Here is a 21,900-nt window from a genome sequence, read left to right as displayed (position 1 = left end):
GGTCTCGGAATGCGGTAGGGTCGTCTCCATGACCAATTGGTATGCGTATTTCGAGTCGGCTCTGGAGGGGCCGTCGCGACACTGACGCGTACCGAACCTTCAGAGCCGACAAGCCAGAGCATTCGCTCTGGCTTTCGCCGTTTCGGCGGGCTCTGCACCGGGGTCCGCCCTTCACCGGACAGGAACCCGACCATGCACGACGCCGCCACCATCGACGCCACCGCCGACCTGCACGTCGCCAGCTTCACGACGATCCCCTCGCCCGCGGACCTCGCGGCCGAGCTGCCGGTCGGAGACGAGCGCGCGGCCCTCGTCTCACGCACCCGCGAAGAGGTGCGCCGCATCATGTCGGGTGAGGACGACCGACTGCTCGTCGTCGTCGGGCCGTGCTCGATCCACGACCCGGAGGCCGGCCTGGAGTACGCAGGCCGCCTGGCGCGCGAGGCCGAGAAGCACCGCGACGACCTTCTCGTGGTGATGCGCACGTACTTCGAGAAGCCGCGCACGACGGTCGGCTGGAAGGGCCTGATCAACGACCCGCACCTCGACGGCAGTCACGACATCGAGGCGGGGCTCCGGATGGCGCGCGCGTTCCTGCGTGATGTCACGGCGCTCGGGATGCCGTGCGCCACCGAGTTCCTCGAGCCGATCAGCCCGCAGTACACCGCCGACCTGGTCAGCTGGGGTGCGATCGGGGCACGCACGACCGAGAGTCAGATCCATCGCCAGCTCGCCAGCGGGCTCTCGATGCCGATCGGTTTCAAGAACGGCACCGACGGCGGCCTGCAGGTGGCGCTGGATGCTGCAGCCGCGGCATCCGCTCCGCAGGCGTTCCTGGGCATCGGCGCCGACGGCCGGGCGAGCCTGGTCACCACCACGGGAAACCCCGACACCTCGGTGATCCTGCGTGGCGGCGCGGACGGTCCCAACTACAGCGTCGAGCACGTGCAGCGGGCATCGGAGCGGCTCTCCGCTGCGGGGCTGACCGACCGACTCGTCGTCGACGCCAGCCACGGCAACAGCGGCAAGGACCACGTTCGACAGTCGGAGGTCGCCGCCGAGCTCGCCGTGCAGATCGGCGCGGACGGACGCGCGATCGCGGGCATCATGCTCGAGAGCAACCTCGTCGCCGGAGCGCAGAAGCTCGACGTCTCGGTCGGCCCTGCGGGACTCGTGCGCGGTCAGAGCGTGACGGATGCTTGCATGGGGTGGGATGCGACGGAGATCGCGCTTGCTCAGCTGGCCGAGGGCGTGCGCCGACGTCGCTGATCGTCACTCGCTCGCGCGCACCTCGATCCGATCCCCGGTGCGCGTGAACTGGATGATGCTGCCGGCGGGATGGCGATCGCGGAGGGGTCGCGGACTGCTGGCGGTGACCTCGATCACGGCGATCGTGTCGAGTCCCGGCGGCAAGCAGCCTCCCCGGCCACCCACGGAGGAATCGGCGACCGCGATGCAGTTCTGTGCGGTTGTTCCGTCGGCTTCCGGCATCGTGTAGGCGATGATCTCGAGCCCGAGATAGTCCTGGAAACGGATCGCGTCGGGGAAATCGGGGCCCTCGAAGTCAGTCGGCGGACCGAGTTCCGGCGCCTCGGACAGTACCGCGATGACGGAGGGGTCGTGGCTGCCGACCGCGGCGCCGATACCGGCGCCTGCGAAGCCGGCGAGGAGCACGCTGGAGATCCAGACGCCTGCCAGCGCCCGGCGCGAAAGCGGGGATCGCCGTCGTGCTTTGAGCGGCGACACGGGTTCCGCATCTGTGTGCTCCTGCTCGACCGTCGGCGTCTCGTCTGTGAGGGCAGGCGGTTCGCCTCCCCCAGGATGCGCCTCGACCGGGGCGTTCTCCAGCTCGTTCAGCCGCTGCAGCGCATGCGGGTCGGCCTGGATATCGGCGTCGCGGCCGTAGGCGCGGGCACGCAGTCGCGCCAGCTCGTCCGCATCCGATCCCGCCGTCATCGACTCGACGATGTCAGGAAGCGGTGCGGACGTTCAGCAGCTGCCAGCCCTCGGGCACCGTGGCGTGCAGAGCATCGAGGTCTTCGGCCTGGATCTCGGTCACCTGATCGCGGCGGGCGTAGGTGCCGACGGCTTTCAGCACGGCCGCGCCCTTGATCATCTCGACCGGCGACGAGACCAGGTCGAAACCCGCCGGGCGGTGCGCCTCGAGCTGAGTCTGGATCTCTTCGAGACTCGCTCCTTCGACGGCGACGGAGGTCGTTTCGACGGGACGCATGAGACCGATGAGCACGTCTCCGATTCTAGGCCGACGGCGCTCGACGTTCGGGGACGACTCAGCGGCCGATCCGGTCGAGGGCGGCAGCCAAGCGCTCGACCGTGCCGTCGACGTCTGTCAGTTTGTCGAGTCCGAAGAGGCCGATGCGGAAGGTCGAGAACGACTCCGGCTCGTCGCAGTGCAGGGGCACGCCGGCGGCGATCTGCACCCCCTGCTCGCGGAACAGCGCCCCGCTGCGGAGACCCGGATCTTCGGTGTGCACCACCACGACGCTCGGCGCGGCGAAATCCTCCGCCGCGACAGACGGGAATCCCCGCTCGGCGAGCAGTGCGCGCACGCGCGTTCCGAGTTCGACCTGCGCGTTGCGGAGAGCGGTGAACCCGTGCCCGCGCGTCTCGATCATCTGGGCGAGGTTGCGAGCGATCGAGTCGGTCGGCATCGTCGCGTGATAGCCCGCGGTGCCGTCACGGTAGCCGTCGGCGATCGAGAGCCATCGGCCGAGATCGAGAGCGAAACTGGTCGACGAACCGGCGGCGACGGCATCCCTCCCTCGCTCGCCCAGCATGACGAAGCCGGTGCCGGGCGTTCCGCTCCACCCCTTCTGCGGGGCGCTGATGAGCACGTCGACGTCAAGATCCTGCATGTCGACCCACATCGCGCCGGACGCGATGCAGTCGAGGACCAGCACACCGCCGACTTCGTGAACCGCCTCGGCGAGGGCGCGCACGTAGTCGTCGGAGAGGATGATGCCCGCGGCCGTCTCGACGTGCGGCGCGAAGACGACCTCCGGTCGGGCGCTGCGGACGGCTGCGACCACCTCGTCGATGGGCGCCGGACTCCACTGCGCCTGCGCGTCGTCGCTGTCGGGCCGAGCGGTGCAGACGATGACGGATGCCGCGATGCCGCCTGTGTCGAGGATCTGCGACCAGCGGTACGAGAACAGGCCGTTGCGGACGACGAGCGCCCGACGTCCGGTGGCGAGCTGCCGCGCCACCGACTCCATGGCGTAGCTGCCGCCGCCGTTGATGATGACGGCATCCGTGGCGTTGTACGCCTCGCGCAGGATCTCGAGGCTCTGCTGCATCACGCCGATGAAGCGCGCCGACATGTGATTGAGGGACCGATCGGTGAAGACGACCGAGTACTCGAGCAGGCCATCCGGGTCGATGTCGTCGTGGGGAAGGCTCATGCTGCCCAGTCTGTCAGTCCGGCACGGCCAGCGGCAGACCGACGCCGGACGCGGCATCGCCCCTTCCGGGAGCGGGAGGGGCGATGCGCGGTCAGAGCAGAGCCTCAGACCTGTCGGCGGCGACGGACGAGGAGCACTCCGCCGGCCCCGAGCAGCACCAGCACCAGTCCGATCAGGGTGTACGGCACCGCGCCTCCGGTCCCGGCGAGTCCGCCGCCGGCGGAGGATGCCGTCGTCACCTCGAGCGCGCTCTCGGCCGTGAGCCCGCTGTCCGCACCAGTGGCAACGAGCCTGTGCGCCCCGGTCGGAGCGTTCGCCGGGATGGTCGCCGTGATCCGGAACGCGCCGTTCTCATCGGCGATCGCATCCGTGAGGTGGATCGGGTCCGAGTGCAGCACGATCGAGACCTTCTCACCCGGAGCGAAACCACGTCCGGTGATCTCGAACGGCGCACCCTGGACCACGCTCCGCGCACCGGGCACGATCTCGCTGTGCCCTGCCGGGATGTTGCGCACCTTGACCTTCAGCTTCTGCGACGTCGAACCGAGGTACGACGTCGGGTCCGAGGGCGTGAACCGCGCAACGAAGTGATACGTGCCCGGCCTGGTGATGTTCACATCGGCGGTCGCGGTGCCGGCCGACACCGTCGCCGATCCGACCACGGTGTCTCCGTCGAGGAACTCCACCTGACCAGCCGCTGCGGTCGGCGTCACGGTCGCTGTGAGCGGGATCGACTCGCCGACGACCGGGTCGGTCGCGGTGGTCGAGAGCGACACGGTGGTCTTCTCGGCCGGCTTCGGCGTCTCGACCTGCACATCGGCCCGCGCTTCGATGTTCGACTCGTCTCCGAGTGCGATCACCGGATGCACGCCGTCTACGGCATCAGCCGGCACGGTGACGTCGGCGCTCACTGTGCCGTCGTCCAGCGCCTTCGCGACCACCGGCTCCTCATCGTCGATGCGAACCGAGACGTTCTCGCCGGGGGCGAATCCGGTGCCAGACACGTGAACGGTGTCACCGGGTTCGACCGTGCCGGGCTCGACCGTGATCTTCGGATCGTAGACCGGCTCAGGAGCCGTCACCACGATCTGCAGCCCGGCCTGAGCCGACTTCACGCCGTCATCCGCCGTGACGGTCACCGCGTAGGTTCCCGCCGCCGTGTACGTGTGCGAGCCCGTGACGCTGCCGGATGCGACGTCGACAGCCGAGACCGGCGTGCCGTCGCCCCAGTTGATGATCGCGGAGACATCGCCCGCGCCGCCCGCCACGGTGGCCAGCGCGGCGTCGAACGCCGTGCCGGCGACCTGATCGGCCACCGTCAGCGCCGTCACCGCGAGCGGGGCCTGCGCGGCACGGTCGCCGTCGGATGCGATCGCGAACACGTGCACGCGTCCGTCCCGCAGCGTTCCGGGCTCCTCCGGCATGGTCAGCGATTCGACGATCTTCGGAACGCCATTCGCGTCCAGGTCCAGCGTGATCGGAGCAGTCGCGTAGATCGCAGTGTTCTTCGCACTCGACTCTGCGGCGGTGCCGGACAGTCGGCCCTCGGAGACCGCGACCACCGAGTTGCCGAACGCGGGGCTGCCGGATGCTCCGACCCAGTCGCCGAACGAGATCTGCACGGTCTGGGTGGTGCCGTCGGTGAAGTGCAGCACGGCCTCAGGCTGACGTGCCTTCTCGGTCGCGGTGCCGACGAAGGCGATCTGCGTCGCCTCCGTGCCCAGGTCGATCTTCACGGTCTGACCCTCGCCGGTGATGTTGTCCGGCGCACCGGGAGCCACGGCCGGCAGGTCATAGGTCAGCGAGGTGCCCGGGATGGTCAGGGTCTGGCCCTGGACGAATCCGTCGGCGGCGAGCTTGTCACGGAAGTATCCGTAGCCCTGATCGTCGCAGTTCGCCGCGGTCACGCCGAGATCGCCGATGCACACCGTGTTGAAGCTGCCGACGAGGGTCTCGTCGCGGTAGACGGCGATGGATGCCGCGGCGGATGCCGTCTCACTCGTCGAGTCGGTCGCCACGATCGTCGCGGTGTACGTGCCGGGGGCGGTGAAGGTGTGCGGGGAGCTGACCTTCCAGCCGCCCAGCGCATCGCGGGTCAGCGTCGCGTCGGTGACGGGGGAGCCGTCTCCGTAGTCGACAGTGACGTTGTAGCCGGCGGCATCCGTCTCCTGGCCGATGATCGTCGCGAGCGCGCCCGTGAACGGGGTGTCCACCGCCACCCGCTGCTCTGCAGCAGGGGTGATCGAAAGCGCGCCCGATCCTGCCGACTTCGCGAACAGCTCGATCTCGGCGAGGGAGAGCGCGTCGCCCTCGGTCGACAGCGACAGTTTGAAGCGGGTGAACCCGCCAGTGCCGTGGGCTGTGAACGGCCGGGTCTGCGAGTCCCACGCGAAGATCTCGCCCTGACGCGAGTCGAGCTCGGTCCAGGTCGTGCCGTCGGCCGAGCCGGAGAGCGTCCAGTTCGACGGGGCGCCGCTCTTCGAGGCATCCGTGAGCGTGTATTGGCCCACCGACACCGGACCGGACTGGGATGTCCAGACCAGCTCGGCCGTCGTGCCCGTGAAGGAGACCGTCGAGTTCATGTTGTCGTCGACGAGTGATCCGACAGGTGTGCCGTCGGATGCCGCGGTCGTGCCGTATCCGGCCTTGGTCGCGTCGACCAGGGCGGTCGGGGCCTCGAGCTGCTCGCCCAGGTCCTTCGCACCCCAGGCCGAGGGCGTCGCGCTCATCGTGAAGTCGAGCGTCCCGCCGCCGCGGACGAGGTCTCCGTCGAACGTGGTGTCGGCGATCGCCTGGCCGTTGATGCTGACGCCGGCGACGTAGTCTGCGCCCTCTGACGCACCGGGGGCGTTGATCACGAGGTCCGTGTCGCCGATCGACAGGGTCGCGCTGTCGAACAGCGGGGTGCCGACTGTGTAGTTCCCGGATCCGACCTCCATCGGGTAGAAGCCGAGCGCCGAGAAGACGTACCAGGCCGAGAACTCGCCGTTGTCCTCGTCGCCCGGATAGCCCTGGCCGATGTCGGAGCCCACGAAGAGGCGGTCCTGGATGTCGCGGATCAGGGCCTGCGCACCCGAGGGATCGCCGGCTTCGGCGAGCACATAGGGGATGTGGTGCGAGATCTGATTCGACATGCCCAGCATCCCGAGGCGCACGTCGCGCGCCTCGCGTGCCTCGTGGATGCCGGAGTAGTCGGCCTTCTCACGGGTCGTGAGGAAATCGTGCAGATTGTCGAGGAGCCCCTGGCGGCCGCCGTAGAGCGCGGCGAGGCCGTCGACATCGTGAGGGGCGTGGTACCCGAACGTCCAGGCGCTGGCCTCGGTGAAGGCACCGCCCCAGGCCTTCTTGTCGAAGTCCGCGCCGGACGTCCAGGTGCCGTCGGCGTTGCGCGACGTGAACGTGCCGGCCTCGGGGTTGAACATCTCGGAGTAGTGCTCGGCGCGCGCCTCGAAGTAGGTCGCCTCCTCCTTCAGCTGCTCGACACGGGATGCGGGTGTCTGCGGGTCCTCGGAGAGGGCCTTCGCCATCTCGGCGATGCCGAAGTCGTTGATGAAACCCTCGAGGCCCCAGGAAGCGCTCTCGTGCGTGCTCGCCTCGGTGTATCCGAGGAAGATCGACTGCGCGATGCCCTTGCGGCCGACGTCGTTCGACGGCGGTCGCACCGTGGCGTTCTTCACTGCGGCGTCGTAAGCCTCGAGTGCGGTGCCGGTGTCGAGGGCACCTGCGAGGTAGGCCTCGGCGAACGCGACGTCCGAGCTGGTGCCGGTCATGAGGTCGGCGTAGCCCGGCGAAGACCACCGTGCCACCCAGCCGCCGTCACGGTACTGCTGCACGAAACCGTCGACGAGTTCTTCCGTCACGTCGGGGTACAGCAGCGAGTACAGCGGCCATGCGGTGCGGTACGTGTCCCAGAAGCCGTTGTTCACGTAGATCTTGCCGTCGACGATCTTGGCGTTGGTCTGGGTGTCGGTGGCCGATCCGGCCGTGGGAGAGACCGGACTCGCGTACTTGTAGTCCGGGCTCGCCGCGCTGCCCGTGTTCTCGAACTGCGAGTTCGGGTAGAGGTTCAGCCGGTACAGGCTGGAGTAGAGGTTCACCAGCTGGGTGTCGGTAGCCCCCTTGACGTCGTGCACGACGCCCAGGCGGTCGTTCCATGCCTCCTGCACGGCGGTGTGCGCCTGCTCGAAGGAGACTCCGGCCAGCTCGAGATCGAAGTTGTGGCGCGCCTGGTCCTGCGAGATGAACGACGTCGACAGGCGCAGTTCGACCGTGCGGTCGGTCGCGGTGTCGAACGCCGCGTAGCGGGCGGTGCCGTTGCGGTCGCCGTTGGTCGTGGCCCCGGCAGCCGTGGGTTGACGGTCGAAGGTGCCGTACACGAACATGCGGGTGCGCCCCGGCCAGCCGGAGCCGCCGTCGACCCAGCCGGTCACGGTGTCGCCGTTCACGCTGAGCTTCGAGGAGTTCACGAGCTGATCGATGACGACGGAGCTCGCAGCGCCGGTGAACTCGAAGCGGTAGATTGCCCCGTGGTCGGTGGCGGTCACGTCGGTCTGGATGCCGTTGTCGAAGTCGACGCTGTAGATGTCGGGGCGGGCAGTCTCGTTGTCATGGCTGAACGTGAGCTTGCGGTCGTTCAGCGACGACGTGGGATTGCCGTTGGCAGCGGGCATCACGGCGAGCGAGTTGCGGTCGCCCATCCAGATGCTCGGCTCGTGCGAGATGCCGATGCCGTTCAAGGTCGGCAGGTTCTGCGCGTTGTTGGCGCGCTGGTACTGGTAGAGCGTGCCCGCATTGTCGGCATTGGTCATCGGAGTGATGAAGTTGAAGCCGTTGGGCCAGGCCACCGCGGGGAAGTTGTTGCCGCGCGAGAAGCCGCCGGTGGAGTTCGTGCCGCGGCGGGTGTCGACGTACGACACGAGTCCGGCTGAGGTGTCACGCGCGGCGACCTCGGCGATCTTGATGTCGTCGATCCAGCCGGTGAAGGCGGTCGCTGCGGTGGGAGCTTCGACCGCGTGCACACCGGCGCCGGGGTGGTCGTAGGTGAAGAGTATGTCGTCGACCGTGCGTCCGGCGAACTGGCCGAGGTCGACGGTCACCTTGTTCCACTGGTTCGGCCACAGGCTGTTCGACTGCCCCTTGGCCTTCGCGTTCGCCGCGTAGCCGTAGGTGTCGACGGCGCCGCTCGTGGACAGCGTCGTTCCGTCGGTGAACCGCAGGTCGACCGCGACGAACGTGGCCGCGTACGTCTGCTCTCCGTCGAGCACGGGGAAGACCGCGTACGAGAGGGCGGTGTCGTCCTCGACCGCGATGTCGACGTCGCTGTACAGCGCGGTGGTCGACGAGGCGGGGCCTGCATCGAGGTTGCGCCCCGTGTACTGCAGGGCCTTCACGCCGGTGAAGCCGACTCCGGTCTTGGCGGTGTCGGAGCTGGCGGGACCGGATCCGGTGGCGAGGTACAGGTCGCTGGGGGGAGGCGTGGCGGTGTCGACGGCGATCGGCTCCCAGTCGGCGAGCTGGATGATGTTCTTGCTGGGGTCGCGCACGGCCTGCACGTCGAGGCGGTAGTACGTGTACGCCGGGCTCGGCGTCGCGAGGGTGAAGCTGCGGGTCTCGCCACGGCCCGTGAACAGCTCGCCGCTGCGCTGGTCGACCGTGGTCCACTCGGTGCCGTCGTTCGAGCCCTGCACCCGGAAGTCCTTGGGGTCGCGATCCTGCGCGTCGCCTCCGGACGTGAGCGTGTAGCGCACCATCGGCTGCGGAGTGCTCAGCTGGTACTGCACCCAGCCGGTGTTCTGGAACGCGAGCCACTTGGTGCCCGCATTGCCGTCGGCCACGTTGGCCGCGACCTCGTTCGGAGTGTTCTGGGCGGATGCGGTCACTGCCGACACCTGTCCGAGCACGCTGCCGGGAGTGAAGCGTTCGCCAGTGACGTTGACGGCGGCGCCGGTGCCGACGAGGGCGGGCGCGGCATCCGTGGTCTCGAAAGACGATCGGAAGGACGTGGTTCCTGCGGCCGTCGCCTGCAGCGGCGTCAGGGTCGCGAGGGTCACTGCCAGGGCGATGCCTCCGGCCGCCCAGCCACGTCGGCCGAGTCGTGCGTTCCTCGGGGATGGAACGGTCATGGTTGCTCCTTGAACTCCACTGCGGTGTGTCGTCTGCGGTCGACCTGCTGTCCACCGCCGCGCTGTCCATCATGACAGCGCTGTCATATAATGAGGACGCTACCACAGCTCACGCGGCACACGGAAGACGCGATCTGCGCATCCACCGCGATAATCAGAGAGACGCCGATGGCCGACTGGGGGAACGATGACGACAACGGATGCCGCGCCACAGCCCGCGCGGCCGACCCTCGCACAGGTCGCCGCCCGCGCCGGGGTCAGCCTGAAGACGGCATCCCGAGCATTGGGAGGCGAGTCGTACGTCAGCGAGAAGACGCTCAGCGCCGTGCTCGAGGCGGCCCGCGAGTTGGACTATCAGCGCAACTCGGCCGCCAGCCTGCTCGCCTCAGGACGACTGGCCGACTCGATCGGCCTGATCACAGGCGACTTCACCAACCCGTTCTACTCCGCGCTCGCCCAGGCCATCGAAGACGAGATCCGCACGCATGGCATGCACCTGTCGGTGACGAACTCGCGCGAGTCCGCCGAGCAGGAGCGCCGCGTCGCGCTCGACCTCGCCGACCGGCAGACGAAGGCCGTCATCACGGTCTCCGCGATGCCCGAGCATCATGACTACGCGGCTCTGCAGGCCCGCGGCATCCCCGTCGTCTTCGTCGATCGACCCGCCGACGACCTCGCTGCCGATTCGGTGGTGTTCGACAACCGCGACGGCGGGCGCCTCGCTGCGCAGCACCTGATCGATGCCGGGCACACGCACATCGCGTTCATCGGCGACTACGCATGGCTGCCCACCTTCCGCGAGCGCATGGCCGGAATGGGCGATGTGCTCGACGCTTCCGGCTCCGACTGGCGCGGTCTGCTGCGCACCGACGCACACGACGTCGCCTCATCGCGTGCTCGTGTGCGCGAACTGCTCTCGCTCGAGCATCCGCCCACCGCGATCGTGGCAGGAAACAACCGCATCCTGCTCGGCGTCATGGAGGAGCTCTCCGGAACGCCGGCTTCCGATGGCCCTGCCGTACTCGGTTTCGACGATCCCGAGTGGGCGCAGGTCCTCGGCATCACCGTCGTCACCGGAGACGTCGAGGCCCTGGGCCGGCAAGCCGCACGCCTCGCGGTCGCCCGATTGGGAGACCGCACGCGCGAGTTCGAGAACGTGACGATCCCGATGCGGCTGGTCGAGCGGGGCGCCTGAACAGCGCTCGCGACGGGTCACCGCGCGAAAAGTCGGAGATCATCGCCGACACGTCGGCCCGCGGCATCCGCATCACGGCGTGTCGGCTCGAGAGTCCGACGTTTCCTACCGGAGGTGCGGCGTCAGACCAGCGCACCCGCCTGACGGATCTCCTGCTCCCGCAGCGCACGCTCCACGGCCTCGACGTCGCGCACGGCGCCCCGGTCGGCCGAGGTCGCCATCGCGGCGTAGGCGCGCAGCGCCAGGGAGACCGGGCGCTGCCGATCGACGGGACGGTAGCCGCCGTTATCGAGCAGGCGCGCACGGCGCTCTTCGAGCACGGAGTCGTCGACGCGCAGGCTCAGCCCGCGGGTCGGGATGTCGATGTCGATGATGTCGCCGTCTTCGACGAGCGCGATCACGCCGCCGCTCGCCGCTTCGGGCGAGACGTGGCCGATCGACAGGCCCGACGTTCCACCCGAGAAGCGCCCGTCGGTGATGAGCGCGCAGACCTTGCCGAGTCCGCGTCCCTTGAGGAACGATGTCGGGTGCAGCATCTCCTGCATCCCCGGTCCGCCCTTGGGGCCCTCGTAGCGGATGACGACGACATCGCCGGGCTGCACCTTCTTGCCGAGGATCTTCGCGACGGCCTCCTCCTGCGACTCGCAGACCACGGCGGGTCCGGAGAACACGAGGATCGACGGGTCGACGCCCGCGGTCTTCACGACGGCGCCGTCTACCGCGATGTTGCCGCGCAGCACGGCGAGACCGCCGTCGACCGAGTAGGCGTGCGCGATATCGCGGATGCATCCGCTCTCGGCGTCTTCGTCGAGCGCAGCCCAGCGCTCGGACTGCGAGAAGGCGCTCGACGAGCGCACGCCGGCGGGTGCGGCGTACCAGAGGTCCTTGGCGGTGTCGGTGACCTTGCCACCGCGGATGTCCCAGTCGTCCAGCCAGGCGGCGAACGACTCGGAGTGGATCGTGCTGACGTTCTCGTCGAGCAGTCCGCCGCGGCGCAGTTCGCCGAGGACGGCGGGGATGCCGCCGGCGCGGTGCACGTCTTCCATGTAGTACATGCGGCCGTAGGCTGGGTTCGGCGCGATCTTTGCGAGGCACGGCACTCGCCGCGAGATCTCGTCGATCTCGTCGAGACCGAAGTCGATGCCTGCCTCGTGCGCGGCGGCGAGCAGATGCAGGATCGTGTTGGTCGAGCCGCCCATCGCGATGTCGAGGGCCATGGCATTCGCGAAGGCCGCCGGACTCGCGACCGCGCGAGGGAGCACCGAGGCGTCGTCCTCGTCGTAGAACGCCTTGGTGATCTGCACGGCGACCTCGCCGGCCTTCTCGTAGAGCGCGCGGCGTGCGGTGTGGGTCGCGAGCACCGAGCCGTTGCCCGGCAGGGCGAGGCCGAGCGCCTCGACCAGGCAGTTCATCGAGTTCGCGGTGAACATGCCCGAGCACGAGCCGCACGTCGGGCAGGCGTTCTCCTCGATGCGCTTGATGTCGGCGTCCGACACCGTGTCGTTGGCCGCCTCGGAGATCGCGTCGACGAGGTCGAGCGTGCGGACCGAGCCGTCGACGAGCGTGGCGCGGCCGGACTCCATCGGACCGCCCGAGACGAAGACCGTGGGGATGTTCAGTCGCAGCGCGGCCATGAGCATGCCCGGGGTGATCTTGTCGCAGTTCGAGATGCACACGAGCGCGTCGGCCTGGTGCGCATTGACCATGTACTCGACCGAGTCGGCGATCAGGTCGCGCGAGGGGAGGGAGTAGAGCATCCCCCCGTGTCCCATCGCGATGCCGTCGTCGACCGCGATCGTGTTGAACTCGCGCGGGATGCCGCCTGCGGCCGAGATCGCGTCGGAGACGATGCGCCCGACGGGCTGCAGGTGCGTGTGGCCGGGCACGAACTCGGTGAAGCTGTTCGCGACGGCGATCATGGGCTTGCCGAAGTCGGCGGCGTTCACACCGGCGGCGCGGAACAGGGCGCGGGCGCCGGCGGCGTTGCGGCCGTGCGTGACGGTGCGGGAGCGAAGAGGGGTGGGCATTCTTCCACCCTGGTCGCTCAGGTGCGTCGCCGGAAGACGGCGCTGATACTAGTAGTGAGAGCACTAGGTTTGTTGATGATGAAGGGTTTGTTGACGACGAAGGGTTTGTGATGTGACGACGGACGAGCAGCAGCGCAAGGAGCTCGGCGCGTTCCTGCGCGCCCGGCGGTCGACGCTGGACCGCGCGTCGTTCGGGCTGCCGCCCGCCGGTCGGGGTCGCGCTGCGGGCCTCCGCCGCGAGGAGATCTCATACCTCTCGGGGGTCAGCGTCACCTGGTACACCTGGCTGGAGCAGGGGCGCGACATCAACCCGTCGAGACAGGTGCTGGATGCCGTCGCCACCGCGCTGCGGTTGACGGTCGCCGAGCATGACTACGCGCTGACGCTCGCGGGCTTCGCGCCGTCCCGGCCCGGCACGCATTCCGCCGTCGCCACGGCACCCGCGCACGTGCAGCGCTTCCTCGACGCGCTCGACGAGCATCCCGCATACGCCCTGGCGCCGGACTGGGGGATCGCCGGGTGGAACGCGGCGTACGAGGCGCTGTACCCGAACGTCGCCACCGTCGACCCCGAGGATCGCAATCTGCTGTGGCTGATCTTCACCGATCCCGCGGTGCGGTCGCTGCTCGACGACTGGGATGACACGAGCCGTCGTTTCCTGGCCGAGTTCCGAGCCGAGGTCGGGCCCCGGCTGGGCGACACCCGCTACCGCGACCTGGTCGGGCGGCTGATGGACGCGAGCGGCGAGTTCCGAGAGCGCTGGGAGAGTCACGGGGTCGGCGGTTTCGAGTCGCGCGAGCGGGTGTTCCAGCATCCGACCCTGGGCAGGCTCGTGTTCGAGCACCATCAGATGCGGCCCTCAGACCAGACCGACGTGCAGCTCGTGGTGTACACCGCGGATGCCGAGACGCGGAAGAGGTTCGCGAGGCGGGGTTAACCCGGGCTTGCGCACTGGTCGGCGCGCTTGCCCCCGTTCCGGAGGAGAACTCAGGTTCGGGAGGAGGATTCGGCGTGATCTCTCCTCCCGAACGTGCGAAGTCCTTCGGATCGTGCGCGGTCGTAGAGTGGTTTTCGATCGTGGCGGAGGGAGTAGGTGAATGGGCGTGAGCCTTCGAGTCGGTCCCATCGCGTATCCGATCGGAACGGGCGCTTTCCTCGGCGCGTTCTTCGACACCGTCACCGGTCGGCTGGAGGACGGCGCGCGCGGACGCCGTTTCCCGCGCCTCGGCGATCTGTATCAGCACGGCGAACTCGACGTCAGTCATCTGGATGCGGCCAGGGGTGAGCTCTCTGGCATTCGCGAGCAGCTGAGTCTGCTTCCGCCATCCGCCCTCATCTGGGACCTCGACGACCCGGCCGCCGCGCCACCGTGGGGCGACGACATCGCAGCGAGCATCACGGACCTCTCGAACTACTTCGTCACGTCCGACGGACGACAGTTGCTCGACGTGATCCAGACGGCTCTCGACACCGGCATCCGGCTGGGCCGAGCAGTGTCGATCGGCTGACACGTTCCGAAGGAGAACACACGATCGGGAGGAGAGTTCGGCGAGATTCCTCCTTCAGAACGAGAGAACTCCTTCGAATCATGCGCGCGGATCACGGACGGATGCCGTGGCTCACCGACTCCCGTGCGGAGTCGATGGGCCCATACGTCAACTCCGCAGCTCCGCCTGGATCTCCCGAATGGTGGCCCCGAGCGCTCCGGATGCCAGCAGTCCCGCGCCCAGGGGGCCAGCCGAGTCCGTTCCCAGCAGCGGAAGGCGTGCCAGCGCGGCACGGACCTCGTCGCTCATGTGACCCAGCTGCCAGCCGACCTCGTCGCGGTGGGCAGCGTCGTGATCGACCGCCGCGAGGGAGGCGGCCTTGGCGGCGTAGGCGGCGGCGCCCAGAGCGTGCGCGCCCATGTGCGCCACACCTGATGCCTGCCCGGCCGAACGCGCGGCGGCGACTGCCGCGGGTGATGTCGCCGAATGAGCCGAGCGGCCGGCGACGAACCGTCTGCGGATCTCCCCGGCCGTATCGAGTTCGCCCCGCCCGAACGCTCGGGCGCGATCGATGCCGTCTCGCGCCCTGTCGTCATCCGGCGCCTCGGCTTCGAACAGAGGCAGCACCCGCTCTGCGCAGTCAGCCGCCCACAGAGCGACGATCCGTCGATCCGGCTCGCTGAGCGCCTGCGGAGATGCCATGCCTCCACCCTCGCATACGCCAAGAGGGCCCGTGCATACGCTCGGGCCCTCTTCGGATCTCTGTGGAGCCTAGGAGATTCGAACTCCTGACATCCTGCTTGCAAAGCAGGCGCTCTACCAACTGAGCTAAGGCCCCGTAACGGGATTTCTTGAGTTTGATGGTGGGGCTACCAGGACTTGAACCTGGGACCTCTTCATTATCAGTGAAGCGCTCTAACCGCCTGAGCTATAGCCCCGCAACCTCAAAGACTTTACCCGAAGATCAGCCAGAATCCCAATCGGGGCAAGGAACAGCGGATGCCGGGCACCGCCGCCCGGCATCCGCTTCTCGATCAACTGCCCGGACGCAGTGTGACCGTCCCCGCGGAGAGGGTCACCTCGATCGAGTTCCGCGAGTCCGACGACTGCTCGAGCCTGTTGTCGAGCTCGCCGGCGCTCACGCTCTGGGTGACGTGATACCCGGTGTCGGGCAGGGTGAGATCGGCCGAACCGGCGTTCGCGGTGATCGTCACACGACTCGGCGCCGAACCGGTCAGCTCGACGGAGAGGTCGCCGGCCGCCACCGAGAGATCGGCCTCGTCCACGCCGTCGAGGAGCAGATCGGCGCCTCCCGCGCTGACGTCGGCCTCGAGCGACCGTGCGGATCCGTCGACGTTCAGATCGCCCGCGGCGAGTTCGAGGTCGAGCTCGCCGTACGAACCGGTGATGTCGAGCCCGCCCGCGTTGAGCCTGAAGCTCGCGTCGAGTCCTTCGAGCTCGGTCGGCAGCGTCAGCACGGCCGTGCGGTCGTCGTCGAACCAACGCCCGAACCACCAGCCGAACCCCGAATCAGGGCTGCGGACGAGAAGCTCGTCGCCATCTCTCTCGATGGTCCACGCGCCGCCTCGACCACCCTTGACCGACAGCTCCGCCTCGTCGACGTCGCCGAACTCGACCCGCACGTCGCTCGCGCTGGCGTCGAGATCGAGGCTCTCGACGCCGTCGACGTCGATCCGCTGCACCACGTCGGTGCGATCGAGGTCCGCCGACGCCGCGACCGCGGCCGTCGCGCCGGCTCCCGCCAGAGCGAGGCCGCCGAAGACGGCGAGGGTGATGGTGATCCACGGCTGCCCGGCGGTGCGGGCGGGCGGGGGAGTGCTGATGCTCATCGTGCGGCTCCTGTCTGACCGGCCGGCGGCGTCGCGCCGCCGAGATTCTCGATGTGAGCGAGAGCGGCGAGCACGCGGCGGTTTCCCGATTCGTCCTGCTCGAGGCCCAGCTTCTGGAAGATGGATGTGATGTGCTTCTCGATGCTCGCCTCGGAGAGGAAGAGCAGCGCGGCGATCGCCTGATTCGACTTGCCCTCGGCGATCAGTGCGAGCACGGTGCGCTCGCGCTCGGTGAGGCGCAGCATCCGATCGTCGCGATGGCGCCGCATGAGCAGCTGCGCCACGACCTCGGGATCGAGCACGGTCGCCCCTTCAGAGATGCGGTTCACCGATTCGAGGAACTCGGTGACATCGGCGACCCGGTCTTTGAGCAGGTACCCGAGCGGCCCGCCCTGGGCGGCGATGAGATCGGAGGCGTAGCGCTCCTCGACGTACTGCGACAGCACGAGCAGCGGCAGCTGAGGGTTCGTCTGGCGCAGTCCGAGGGCGGCGCGGATCCCCTCGTCGGTGAACGTGGGCGGGAGTCTGACATCGAGGATGCAGAGCTCGGGCGCTGCATCCGCCACCGCCTCCGTCAGGCCTTCGATGTCGGGAAGGGCGGCGACCACCTGATGGCCGGCGTCTTCGAGAAGACGCACCAGCCCTTCGCGCAGAAGGACCGAGTCCTCGCAGATCAGGATGCGCATGGCACGTTCACCTCGAGACTGGTCGGGCCACCGAAGGGGCTGTCGAGGCGGAACGTTCCGCCGGCCGCGAGGATGCGGTTCGAGATGCCGTCGAGACCTCCGCCCGGCTGCACCTGCGCGCCGCCCATGCCGTTGTCTTCGACGCGCGCCCAGAGGACGTTGCCCTCGCGGAGTCGCACGATGACCCTGGCCTCGCTGGCTCGCGAGTGCTTGGCCGCGTTGGTGAGCGACTCGGCGATCGCGAAGTACACGGCCGCCTCGGCCTCGCGGCTGCAGCGTCCGTCCATCCGGACGTCGAGGCTCACCGGTATGTGCGATCGGCTGGCCAGCGCCGAGAGTGCGGCGTCGAGACCACGGTCGTCGAGAACCGAGGCGTGGATGCCGCGGGCGAGCTGCCTGAGCTCGGTGATCGCCGCCTTGGTCGACGTGTGCGCCTCGGAGATCAGCTCCTTGGCCGCCGCCGGGTCGTCGTCGATCTTCTGATGCGCGAGCCCGAGCGTCATGCCGACCGATACCAGCCGAGGCTGCACGCCGTCATGCAGGTCGCGCTCGATGCGGGTGCGCTCGACATCGGCCGCCCGTACCGCGCCTTCGCGCTGGGCGGTGGTGGTGCGCACGCGCTCGGTGAGCTCGGCTTCGCGGCTCTGGGCGACGATCGCGAGCGACAGCACCCGATGCAACAGGGCCAGCCCGACGATGCCCGCGGCGGACGCGAGAACACCGAGGATGCCGACCAGAGGCGCCCACGACGCCTCGATCACGTTGCCGAAGGGCCCTGCCACCACGCCGTCGCCGGTGAGGGGTGCGAACGAGATCATCGCCGACCACACCACTCCCCAGACGAGGCGCAGCACGAGTCCACCGGCGATGCACGCGAGCGCGAAGTTCGCCAGCGCCCGCCACATGCGTCCGTCGATCACCTGCCGCCCGATCGAGCGGATCCACCCGGCGAAGCCGGTGTGGACGCTGCGGCGTCGCCGGAGCGGCGCGATCGGCACTTTGTAGAGAGCTGCGATCCTCTCGACCTCGAACCAGCCGAGGCCGAACAGCGCGTACACGAACCCGATGAGCAGGAAGATGCCGACGCCGAAGACGAAGAGGAGTCCGAGGCCGGCGCCGAACAGGCCCGAGAGGGTTCCGAGGATCGCGGCGCCCAGGACACCGAGTGCGCCGAGATGAAGGATCGTCAGGACGATCCGCAGCGGCGGTCTCGCCGAGCCCGTGTCCCGTGGGGTCGCAGTCTGTGTGGTCATAGTCCCAAGGTACGGCGGTGCGGAAGCGCGCGACACGGAGGCACCCGGACAGTGCGCTTCGGGTTTTCCCTACCGCCGACGGCCCCGGCCCCGCAGGCTTCTGGTTCACTGTCACCATGACCACTCATGAGGGCGAGGCGCACGAAGGCGGACTCGGCCAGCGCCTGAACTGGCTGCGGGCCGGCGTGCTCGGCGCGAACGACGGGATCGTCTCGGTGGCGTCTCTCGTGGTCGGCGTCGCCGGCGCGACGACCGACAACGCGGCGTTGCTGACGGCCGGCCTCGCCGGGCTCGTCGGCGGAGCGATCTCGATGGCACTCGGCGAGTACGTCTCGGTGAGCAGCCAACGCGACAGCGAAAGGGCACTGATCGCGAAAGAGCGCGAGGAGCTGCGGACGATGCCCGATGCCGAGCTCGCCGAGCTCACAGGTCTGTATCGAGACCGCGGTCTCAGTGAGGACACCGCACGCAGGGTCGCCGAAGAGCTCACCGCGCACGACGCGCTCGCGGCCCATCTCGAGGTCGAGCTCGGCATCGACCAGGACGACCTGGTCAATCCCTGGCATGCGGCGATGTCATCCGCGATCGCCTTCACACTCGGGGCGCTGCTCCCCCTGCTCGCGATCCTGCTGCCCCCGGCGTCCGTCCGTGTGCCGATCACCTTCGCCGCCGTGCTGATCGCTCTGGCCGTCACGGGGGCGGTGAGCGCCCGGATCGGCGGATCGCGACCGGCGCGCGCCGCGATCAGACTCGTCATCGGCGGCGGGCTCGCCCTCGCCGCGACGTGGCTGATCGGCACGCTGCTCGGCACCACCGGCATCGTGTGAGAACGAGAAAGGCGGATGCCGGAGCATCCGCCTTTCTCGTGAGCTGAAGGTCAGTTCGACATGAAGCCGACGAGCAAGCCGCCTGTGACTTTGACCGCCAGGTTGTAGATGCCCGCGACCACGGCGCCGAGCACCGTGAAGACGATCAGGTTGAGGATCGACACCACGGCGGCGAACGCCATGACCTGCGGAAGACCTGCCACCTCGGTGAGGCGGATGCTGTTGTCCGTGAACTGCGCGACGAAGTCGTCGGCCTGGGCGATGATGCCCGTGGCCTGCAGAACCATGTAGATCAGGAAGAACGACACCATCGTGACGATCGCGAGTGCGACGGCACCCAGGAAGGAGAGCTTCACGGCCGACCAGAAGTCGACGTAGACCAGGCGCAGGCGAACCTGCTTGCCGCTGGTCTTGCGCGTGGACTTCTTCGCCAGCTTGTCGGCTACTGTGCTCATGCGTCTTGGCCCTCTCCAGGGTTGGATGATTCATCCGAATCTTCCGTGTTTGTGGTTGCGGATTCTTCGTCCGCCTCCGCCTCGTCTTCGCCGAGTCCCCGCTCGCCGTTGCGGGCGATGGCGAGGATGCGGTCTGCTTCTGTGGTCCGAGCGAACACGACACCCATGGTGTCGCGGCCCTTGGCGGGCACCTCGGCCACGGCAGAGCGTACCACCTTGCCGCTGGACAGAACCACAAGGACCTCGTCGTCTTCGGCGACCATCAGACCGCCCGCGAGAGTGCCTCGATCGTCGTTCAGCTTGGCCACCTTGATGCCGAATCCGCCGCGTCCCTGGACGCGGTATTCGTCGATCGCGGTGCGCTTCGCGTAGCCGCCATCGGTCACGATGAACACGTACTGACCGGGGGCGGCGACGGAGGCCGAGAGCAGGCTGTCGCCGTCGCGGAACTTCATGCCCTTGACGCCGGCGGTGGCCCGGCCCATCGGGCGCAGCGCCCCGTCGGTCGCACTGAAGCGCACCGACATGCCTCGGCGGCTGATCAGGAGGATGTCGTCTTCGGCGTTCACCATGAGCGCCGAGACGAGCTCGTCCTCGTCGTTCAGGCGGATCGCGATCACGCCGCCCTGACGGTTCGTGTCGTAGCTCGACAGGCTCGTCTTCTTCACGAGTCCGTCGCGCGTCGCGAGCACGAGGTAGTCGGCGACCTCGTAGTCGCGGATGTCGAGGATCTGCGCGATCTTCTCACCCGGCTGCAGCGCGAGGAGGTTCGCGACGTGCGTGCCCTTCGCGTCGCGACCGGACTCGGGGACCTCGTAGGTCTTCGACCGGTAGACGCGGCCCTTGTCGGTGAAGAACAGCAGCCAGTGGTGCGTCGTCGTCACGAAGAAGTGCTCGACGATGTCATCCGCGCGCAGCTGTGCGCCCTTTACACCCTTGCCGCCGCGGTGCTGCGACCGGTAGTTGTCGCTGCGCGTGCGCTTGATGTAGCCGTCACGCGTGACGGTGACGACCATCTCCTCCTCGGCGATGAGGTCTTCCATAGAGACGTCGCCGTCGAAGCCGTGCAGGATGTGCGTGCGGCGCTCGTCGCCGAAGCGGTCGACGATTCCGGTGAGCTCCTCGCGGATGATGTCGCGCTGGAGCGCCTCGTCGGCGAGGATCGCGTTGTACTGGGCGATGAGGGTTTCGAGCTCCTCGGCCTCGTCGAGGATCTTCTGACGCTCCAGTGCCGCGAGGCGGCGCAACTGCATAGAGAGGATCGCATCGGCCTGGTCGTCGTCGATGTCGAGCAGGGCCTTCAATCCGCTGCGCGCCTCGTCGACCGTGGGCGAGCGGCGGATGAGGGCGATGACCTCGTCGAGCGCGTCGAGCGCCTTCAGATACGCACGCAGGATGTGCATGCGCGCCTCGGCCTTCGCAAGGCGGAAACGAGTACGACGGACGATGACCTCGAGCTGGTGGGTGATCCAGTGCGTGATGAATCCATCGATCGCGAGCGTGCGCGGCACGCCGTCGACGATCGCGAGCATGTTCGCGCCGAAGTTCTCCTGCAGCTGGGTGTGCTTGTAGAGATTGTTCAGCACGACCTTGGCGACGGCATCCCTCTTGAGGACGACGACGAGGCGCTGACCGGTGCGGTCGGAGGACTCGTCGCGGATGTCGGCGATGCCGGTGATCTTGCCGTCACGGGCGAGGTCGCCGATCTTCACCGCCACGTTGTCGGGGTTCACCTGGTACGGCAGCTCGGTGATGACGAGGCAGGTGCGACCCTGGATCTCCTCGACGTTGACGACAGCACGCATCGTGATCGAGCCGCGACCCGTGCGGTACGCCTCGTGGATGCCCTTGGTGCCGAGGATCTGCGCGCCGGTCGGGAAGTCGGGACCGGGAACGCGCTGGATCAGTCCGTCGAGAAGCTCTTCGCGGGAGAGGCCGGGGTTGTCCAGCGCCCAGAGAGCGGCGGCCGAGACCTCGCGCAGGTTGTGCGGGGGGATGTTGGTCGCCATGCCGACCGCGATGCCGACGGATCCGTTGACGAGCAGGTTCGGGAAGCGGGCGGGGAGGACCGTCGGCTCCTGGGTCTGACCGTCGTAGTTGTCGGTGAAGTCGACCGTGTCCTCTTCGATGTCGCGCACCATCTCGAGCGCGAGCGGGGCCATCTTGGTCTCGGTGTATCGGGGGGCTGCGGCGCCCATGTTGCCGGGAGAGCCGAAGTTGCCCTGCCCGAGCGCCAACGGATACCTCAGCGACCACGGCTGCACCAGCCGGACGAGGGCGTCATAGATCGCCGAGTCGCCGTGCGGGTGATACTGACCCATGACCTCGCCGACGACGCGGGCGCACTTCGAGAACGACTTGTCGGGGCGGAATCCGCCGTCGTACATGCCGTAGATCACTCGGCGGTGCACCGGCTTGAGTCCGTCGCGCACGTCAGGGAGCGCGCGGCCCACGATCACGGCCATCGCGTAGTCGAGATAGCTGCGCTGCATCTCCGACTGCAGGTCGACCTGGTCGATCTTGCCGTGGTCGTGTTCCGGCTCGGGGCGGATGTCGTCAGTCATGTGTTCATCTCT

At 68.3% G+C, this 21,900-nt stretch carries 16 protein-coding genes and 2 tRNA genes; 5 read left to right on the top strand and 13 right to left on the bottom strand.

Translation table 11 applies throughout. From position 1 onward, the window contains the following. The first annotated feature begins 192 nt into the window (after positions 1 to 192). A complete protein-coding gene (locus ACI3KT_RS10210; protein WP_404904037.1) occupies positions 193 to 1,269 on the top strand; it encodes a 3-deoxy-7-phosphoheptulonate synthase in 1,077 nt (358 codons plus the stop codon). 3 nt (positions 1,270 to 1,272) lie between these two features. Here ACI3KT_RS10210 and ACI3KT_RS10205 read toward each other — a convergent pair whose 3' ends face one another. The 4 genes from ACI3KT_RS10205 to ACI3KT_RS10190 all read right to left on the bottom strand — a co-directional run bounded on the left by ACI3KT_RS10205 (position 1,273) and on the right by ACI3KT_RS10190 (position 9,544). Continuing rightward, positions 1,273 to 1,956 carry a hypothetical protein gene (locus ACI3KT_RS10205; RefSeq protein WP_404904036.1) on the bottom strand — a complete coding sequence of 228 codons (684 nt, stop codon included), beginning with the start codon at positions 1,954 to 1,956 and terminating at the stop codon, positions 1,273 to 1,275. Positions 1,957 to 1,969: 13 nt separating this feature from the next. Beyond that, positions 1,970 to 2,248 carry a hypothetical protein gene (locus tag ACI3KT_RS10200; RefSeq protein WP_404904034.1) on the bottom strand — a complete coding sequence of 93 codons (279 nt, stop codon included), beginning with the start codon at positions 2,246 to 2,248 and terminating at the stop codon, positions 1,970 to 1,972. Positions 2,249 to 2,291: 43 nt separating this feature from the next. Further along, complete coding sequence (locus tag ACI3KT_RS10195; RefSeq protein ID WP_404904032.1) at positions 2,292 to 3,422, bottom strand: aminotransferase class V-fold PLP-dependent enzyme; 1,131 nt, start codon at positions 3,420 to 3,422, stop codon at positions 2,292 to 2,294. 104 nt (positions 3,423 to 3,526) lie between these two features. Further along, positions 3,527 to 9,544, bottom strand: a complete 6,018-nt coding sequence (locus tag ACI3KT_RS10190; RefSeq protein ID WP_404904030.1) for a GH92 family glycosyl hydrolase — start codon at positions 9,542 to 9,544, stop codon at positions 3,527 to 3,529. A 187-nt stretch (positions 9,545 to 9,731) separates the two neighbouring features. Here ACI3KT_RS10190 and ACI3KT_RS10185 point away from each other — a divergent pair, with 187 nt between their 5' ends. Beyond that, on the top strand, positions 9,732 to 10,739 hold the full coding sequence (locus ACI3KT_RS10185; RefSeq protein WP_404904028.1) for a LacI family DNA-binding transcriptional regulator: 1,008 nt from the start codon (positions 9,732 to 9,734) through the stop codon (positions 10,737 to 10,739). 122 nt (positions 10,740 to 10,861) lie between these two features. On the opposite strand, the gene ilvD is transcribed toward ACI3KT_RS10185, so the two are convergent. Continuing rightward, the gene (gene ilvD, locus ACI3KT_RS10180; protein ID WP_404904026.1) at positions 10,862 to 12,766 is read right to left on the bottom strand and encodes a dihydroxy-acid dehydratase; all 1,905 of its coding nucleotides are present in this window, start codon (positions 12,764 to 12,766) and stop codon (positions 10,862 to 10,864) included. A 112-nt stretch (positions 12,767 to 12,878) separates the two neighbouring features. Between ilvD and ACI3KT_RS10175 the strand changes: the two genes are divergently transcribed. Continuing rightward, the gene (locus ACI3KT_RS10175; protein WP_404904024.1) at positions 12,879 to 13,703 is read left to right on the top strand and encodes a helix-turn-helix transcriptional regulator; all 825 of its coding nucleotides are present in this window, start codon (positions 12,879 to 12,881) and stop codon (positions 13,701 to 13,703) included. A gap of 166 nt (positions 13,704 to 13,869) precedes the next feature. Beyond that, the gene (locus ACI3KT_RS10170) at positions 13,870 to 14,274 is read left to right on the top strand and encodes an Imm70 family immunity protein (RefSeq protein WP_404904022.1); all 405 of its coding nucleotides are present in this window, start codon (positions 13,870 to 13,872) and stop codon (positions 14,272 to 14,274) included. A gap of 147 nt (positions 14,275 to 14,421) precedes the next feature. Here the strand turns inward: ACI3KT_RS10170 and ACI3KT_RS10165 are convergent, their stop codons facing one another. The 6 genes from ACI3KT_RS10165 to ACI3KT_RS10140 all read right to left on the bottom strand — a co-directional run bounded on the left by ACI3KT_RS10165 (position 14,422) and on the right by ACI3KT_RS10140 (position 18,042). Then, on the bottom strand, positions 14,422 to 14,955 hold the full coding sequence (locus ACI3KT_RS10165) for a putative immunity protein (protein ID WP_404904021.1): 534 nt from the start codon (positions 14,953 to 14,955) through the stop codon (positions 14,422 to 14,424). A gap of 63 nt (positions 14,956 to 15,018) precedes the next feature. Continuing rightward, positions 15,019 to 15,091: transfer RNA gene (locus tag ACI3KT_RS10160), tRNA-Ala, on the bottom strand. 23 nt (positions 15,092 to 15,114) lie between these two features. Continuing rightward, positions 15,115 to 15,191, bottom strand: a tRNA-Ile gene (locus tag ACI3KT_RS10155). Positions 15,192 to 15,287: 96 nt separating this feature from the next. After that, the gene (locus tag ACI3KT_RS10150) at positions 15,288 to 16,103 is read right to left on the bottom strand and encodes a DUF4097 family beta strand repeat-containing protein (protein WP_307293206.1); all 816 of its coding nucleotides are present in this window, start codon (positions 16,101 to 16,103) and stop codon (positions 15,288 to 15,290) included. Continuing rightward, complete coding sequence (locus ACI3KT_RS10145; protein WP_292910487.1) at positions 16,100 to 16,789, bottom strand: response regulator transcription factor; 690 nt, start codon at positions 16,787 to 16,789, stop codon at positions 16,100 to 16,102. Before ACI3KT_RS10145 ends, ACI3KT_RS10150 begins: the two co-directional genes overlap by 4 nt. Continuing rightward, the gene (locus ACI3KT_RS10140; protein ID WP_404904019.1) at positions 16,777 to 18,042 is read right to left on the bottom strand and encodes a histidine kinase; all 1,266 of its coding nucleotides are present in this window, start codon (positions 18,040 to 18,042) and stop codon (positions 16,777 to 16,779) included. The genes ACI3KT_RS10145 and ACI3KT_RS10140 overlap by 13 nt, the downstream gene beginning before the upstream one ends. Positions 18,043 to 18,158: 116 nt before the next feature. On the opposite strand from ACI3KT_RS10140, the gene ACI3KT_RS10135 reads away from it, so the two are divergent. Beyond that, positions 18,159 to 18,869, top strand: coding sequence for a VIT family protein (locus ACI3KT_RS10135; RefSeq protein WP_292910483.1), 711 nt, complete (start codon positions 18,159 to 18,161; stop codon positions 18,867 to 18,869). A 50-nt stretch (positions 18,870 to 18,919) separates the two neighbouring features. Here ACI3KT_RS10135 and ACI3KT_RS10130 read toward each other — a convergent pair whose 3' ends face one another. Next, positions 18,920 to 19,324 (bottom strand): DUF3566 domain-containing protein, encoded by a 405-nt coding sequence (locus tag ACI3KT_RS10130; protein WP_130495163.1) that lies wholly within the window; start codon positions 19,322 to 19,324, stop codon positions 18,920 to 18,922. Beyond that, positions 19,321 to 21,888, bottom strand: a complete 2,568-nt coding sequence (gene gyrA, locus ACI3KT_RS10125) for a DNA gyrase subunit A (protein WP_404904017.1) — start codon at positions 21,886 to 21,888, stop codon at positions 19,321 to 19,323. The genes ACI3KT_RS10130 and gyrA overlap by 4 nt, the downstream gene beginning before the upstream one ends. Positions 21,889 to 21,900: the final 12 nt, after the last annotated feature.

The organism is Microbacterium sp. ZW T6_19 (assembly GCF_044987465.1).
GTDB classification, from domain to species: domain Bacteria; phylum Actinomycetota; class Actinomycetes; order Actinomycetales; family Microbacteriaceae; genus Microbacterium; species Microbacterium natoriense_A.
Note: the sequence above shows the minus strand (reverse complement) of the source record. Positions and strands in the feature narration are given on the sequence as shown.

Bases quoted from the DNA above. Each gene is read 5' to 3' on its own strand.
- ACI3KT_RS10205 (WP_404904036.1), bottom strand. From the start codon at position 1,956: ATGACGGCGGGATCGGATGCGGACGAGCTGGCGCGACTGCGTGCCCGC.
- ACI3KT_RS10145 (WP_292910487.1), bottom strand. From the start codon at position 16,789: ATGCGCATCCTGATCTGCGAGGACTCGGTCCTTCTGCGCGAAGGGCTG.
- ACI3KT_RS10135 (WP_292910483.1), top strand. From the start codon at position 18,159: ATGACCACTCATGAGGGCGAGGCGCACGAAGGCGGACTCGGCCAGCGC.
- ACI3KT_RS10130 (WP_130495163.1), bottom strand. From the start codon at position 19,324: ATGAGCACAGTAGCCGACAAGCTGGCGAAGAAGTCCACGCGCAAGACC.
- gyrA (WP_404904017.1), bottom strand. From the start codon at position 21,888: ATGACTGACGACATCCGCCCCGAGCCGGAACACGACCACGGCAAGATC.
- ACI3KT_RS10190 (WP_404904030.1), bottom strand. From the start codon at position 9,544: ATGACCGTTCCATCCCCGAGGAACGCACGACTCGGCCGACGTGGCTGG.
- ilvD (WP_404904026.1), bottom strand. From the start codon at position 12,766: ATGCCCACCCCTCTTCGCTCCCGCACCGTCACGCACGGCCGCAACGCC.
- ACI3KT_RS10165 (WP_404904021.1), bottom strand. From the start codon at position 14,955: ATGGCATCTCCGCAGGCGCTCAGCGAGCCGGATCGACGGATCGTCGCT.
- ACI3KT_RS10210 (WP_404904037.1), top strand. From the start codon at position 193: ATGCACGACGCCGCCACCATCGACGCCACCGCCGACCTGCACGTCGCC.
- ACI3KT_RS10140 (WP_404904019.1), bottom strand. From the start codon at position 18,042: ATGACCACACAGACTGCGACCCCACGGGACACGGGCTCGGCGAGACCG.
- ACI3KT_RS10185 (WP_404904028.1), top strand. From the start codon at position 9,732: ATGACGACAACGGATGCCGCGCCACAGCCCGCGCGGCCGACCCTCGCA.
- ACI3KT_RS10150 (WP_307293206.1), bottom strand. From the start codon at position 16,103: ATGAGCATCAGCACTCCCCCGCCCGCCCGCACCGCCGGGCAGCCGTGG.
- ACI3KT_RS10195 (WP_404904032.1), bottom strand. From the start codon at position 3,422: ATGAGCCTTCCCCACGACGACATCGACCCGGATGGCCTGCTCGAGTAC.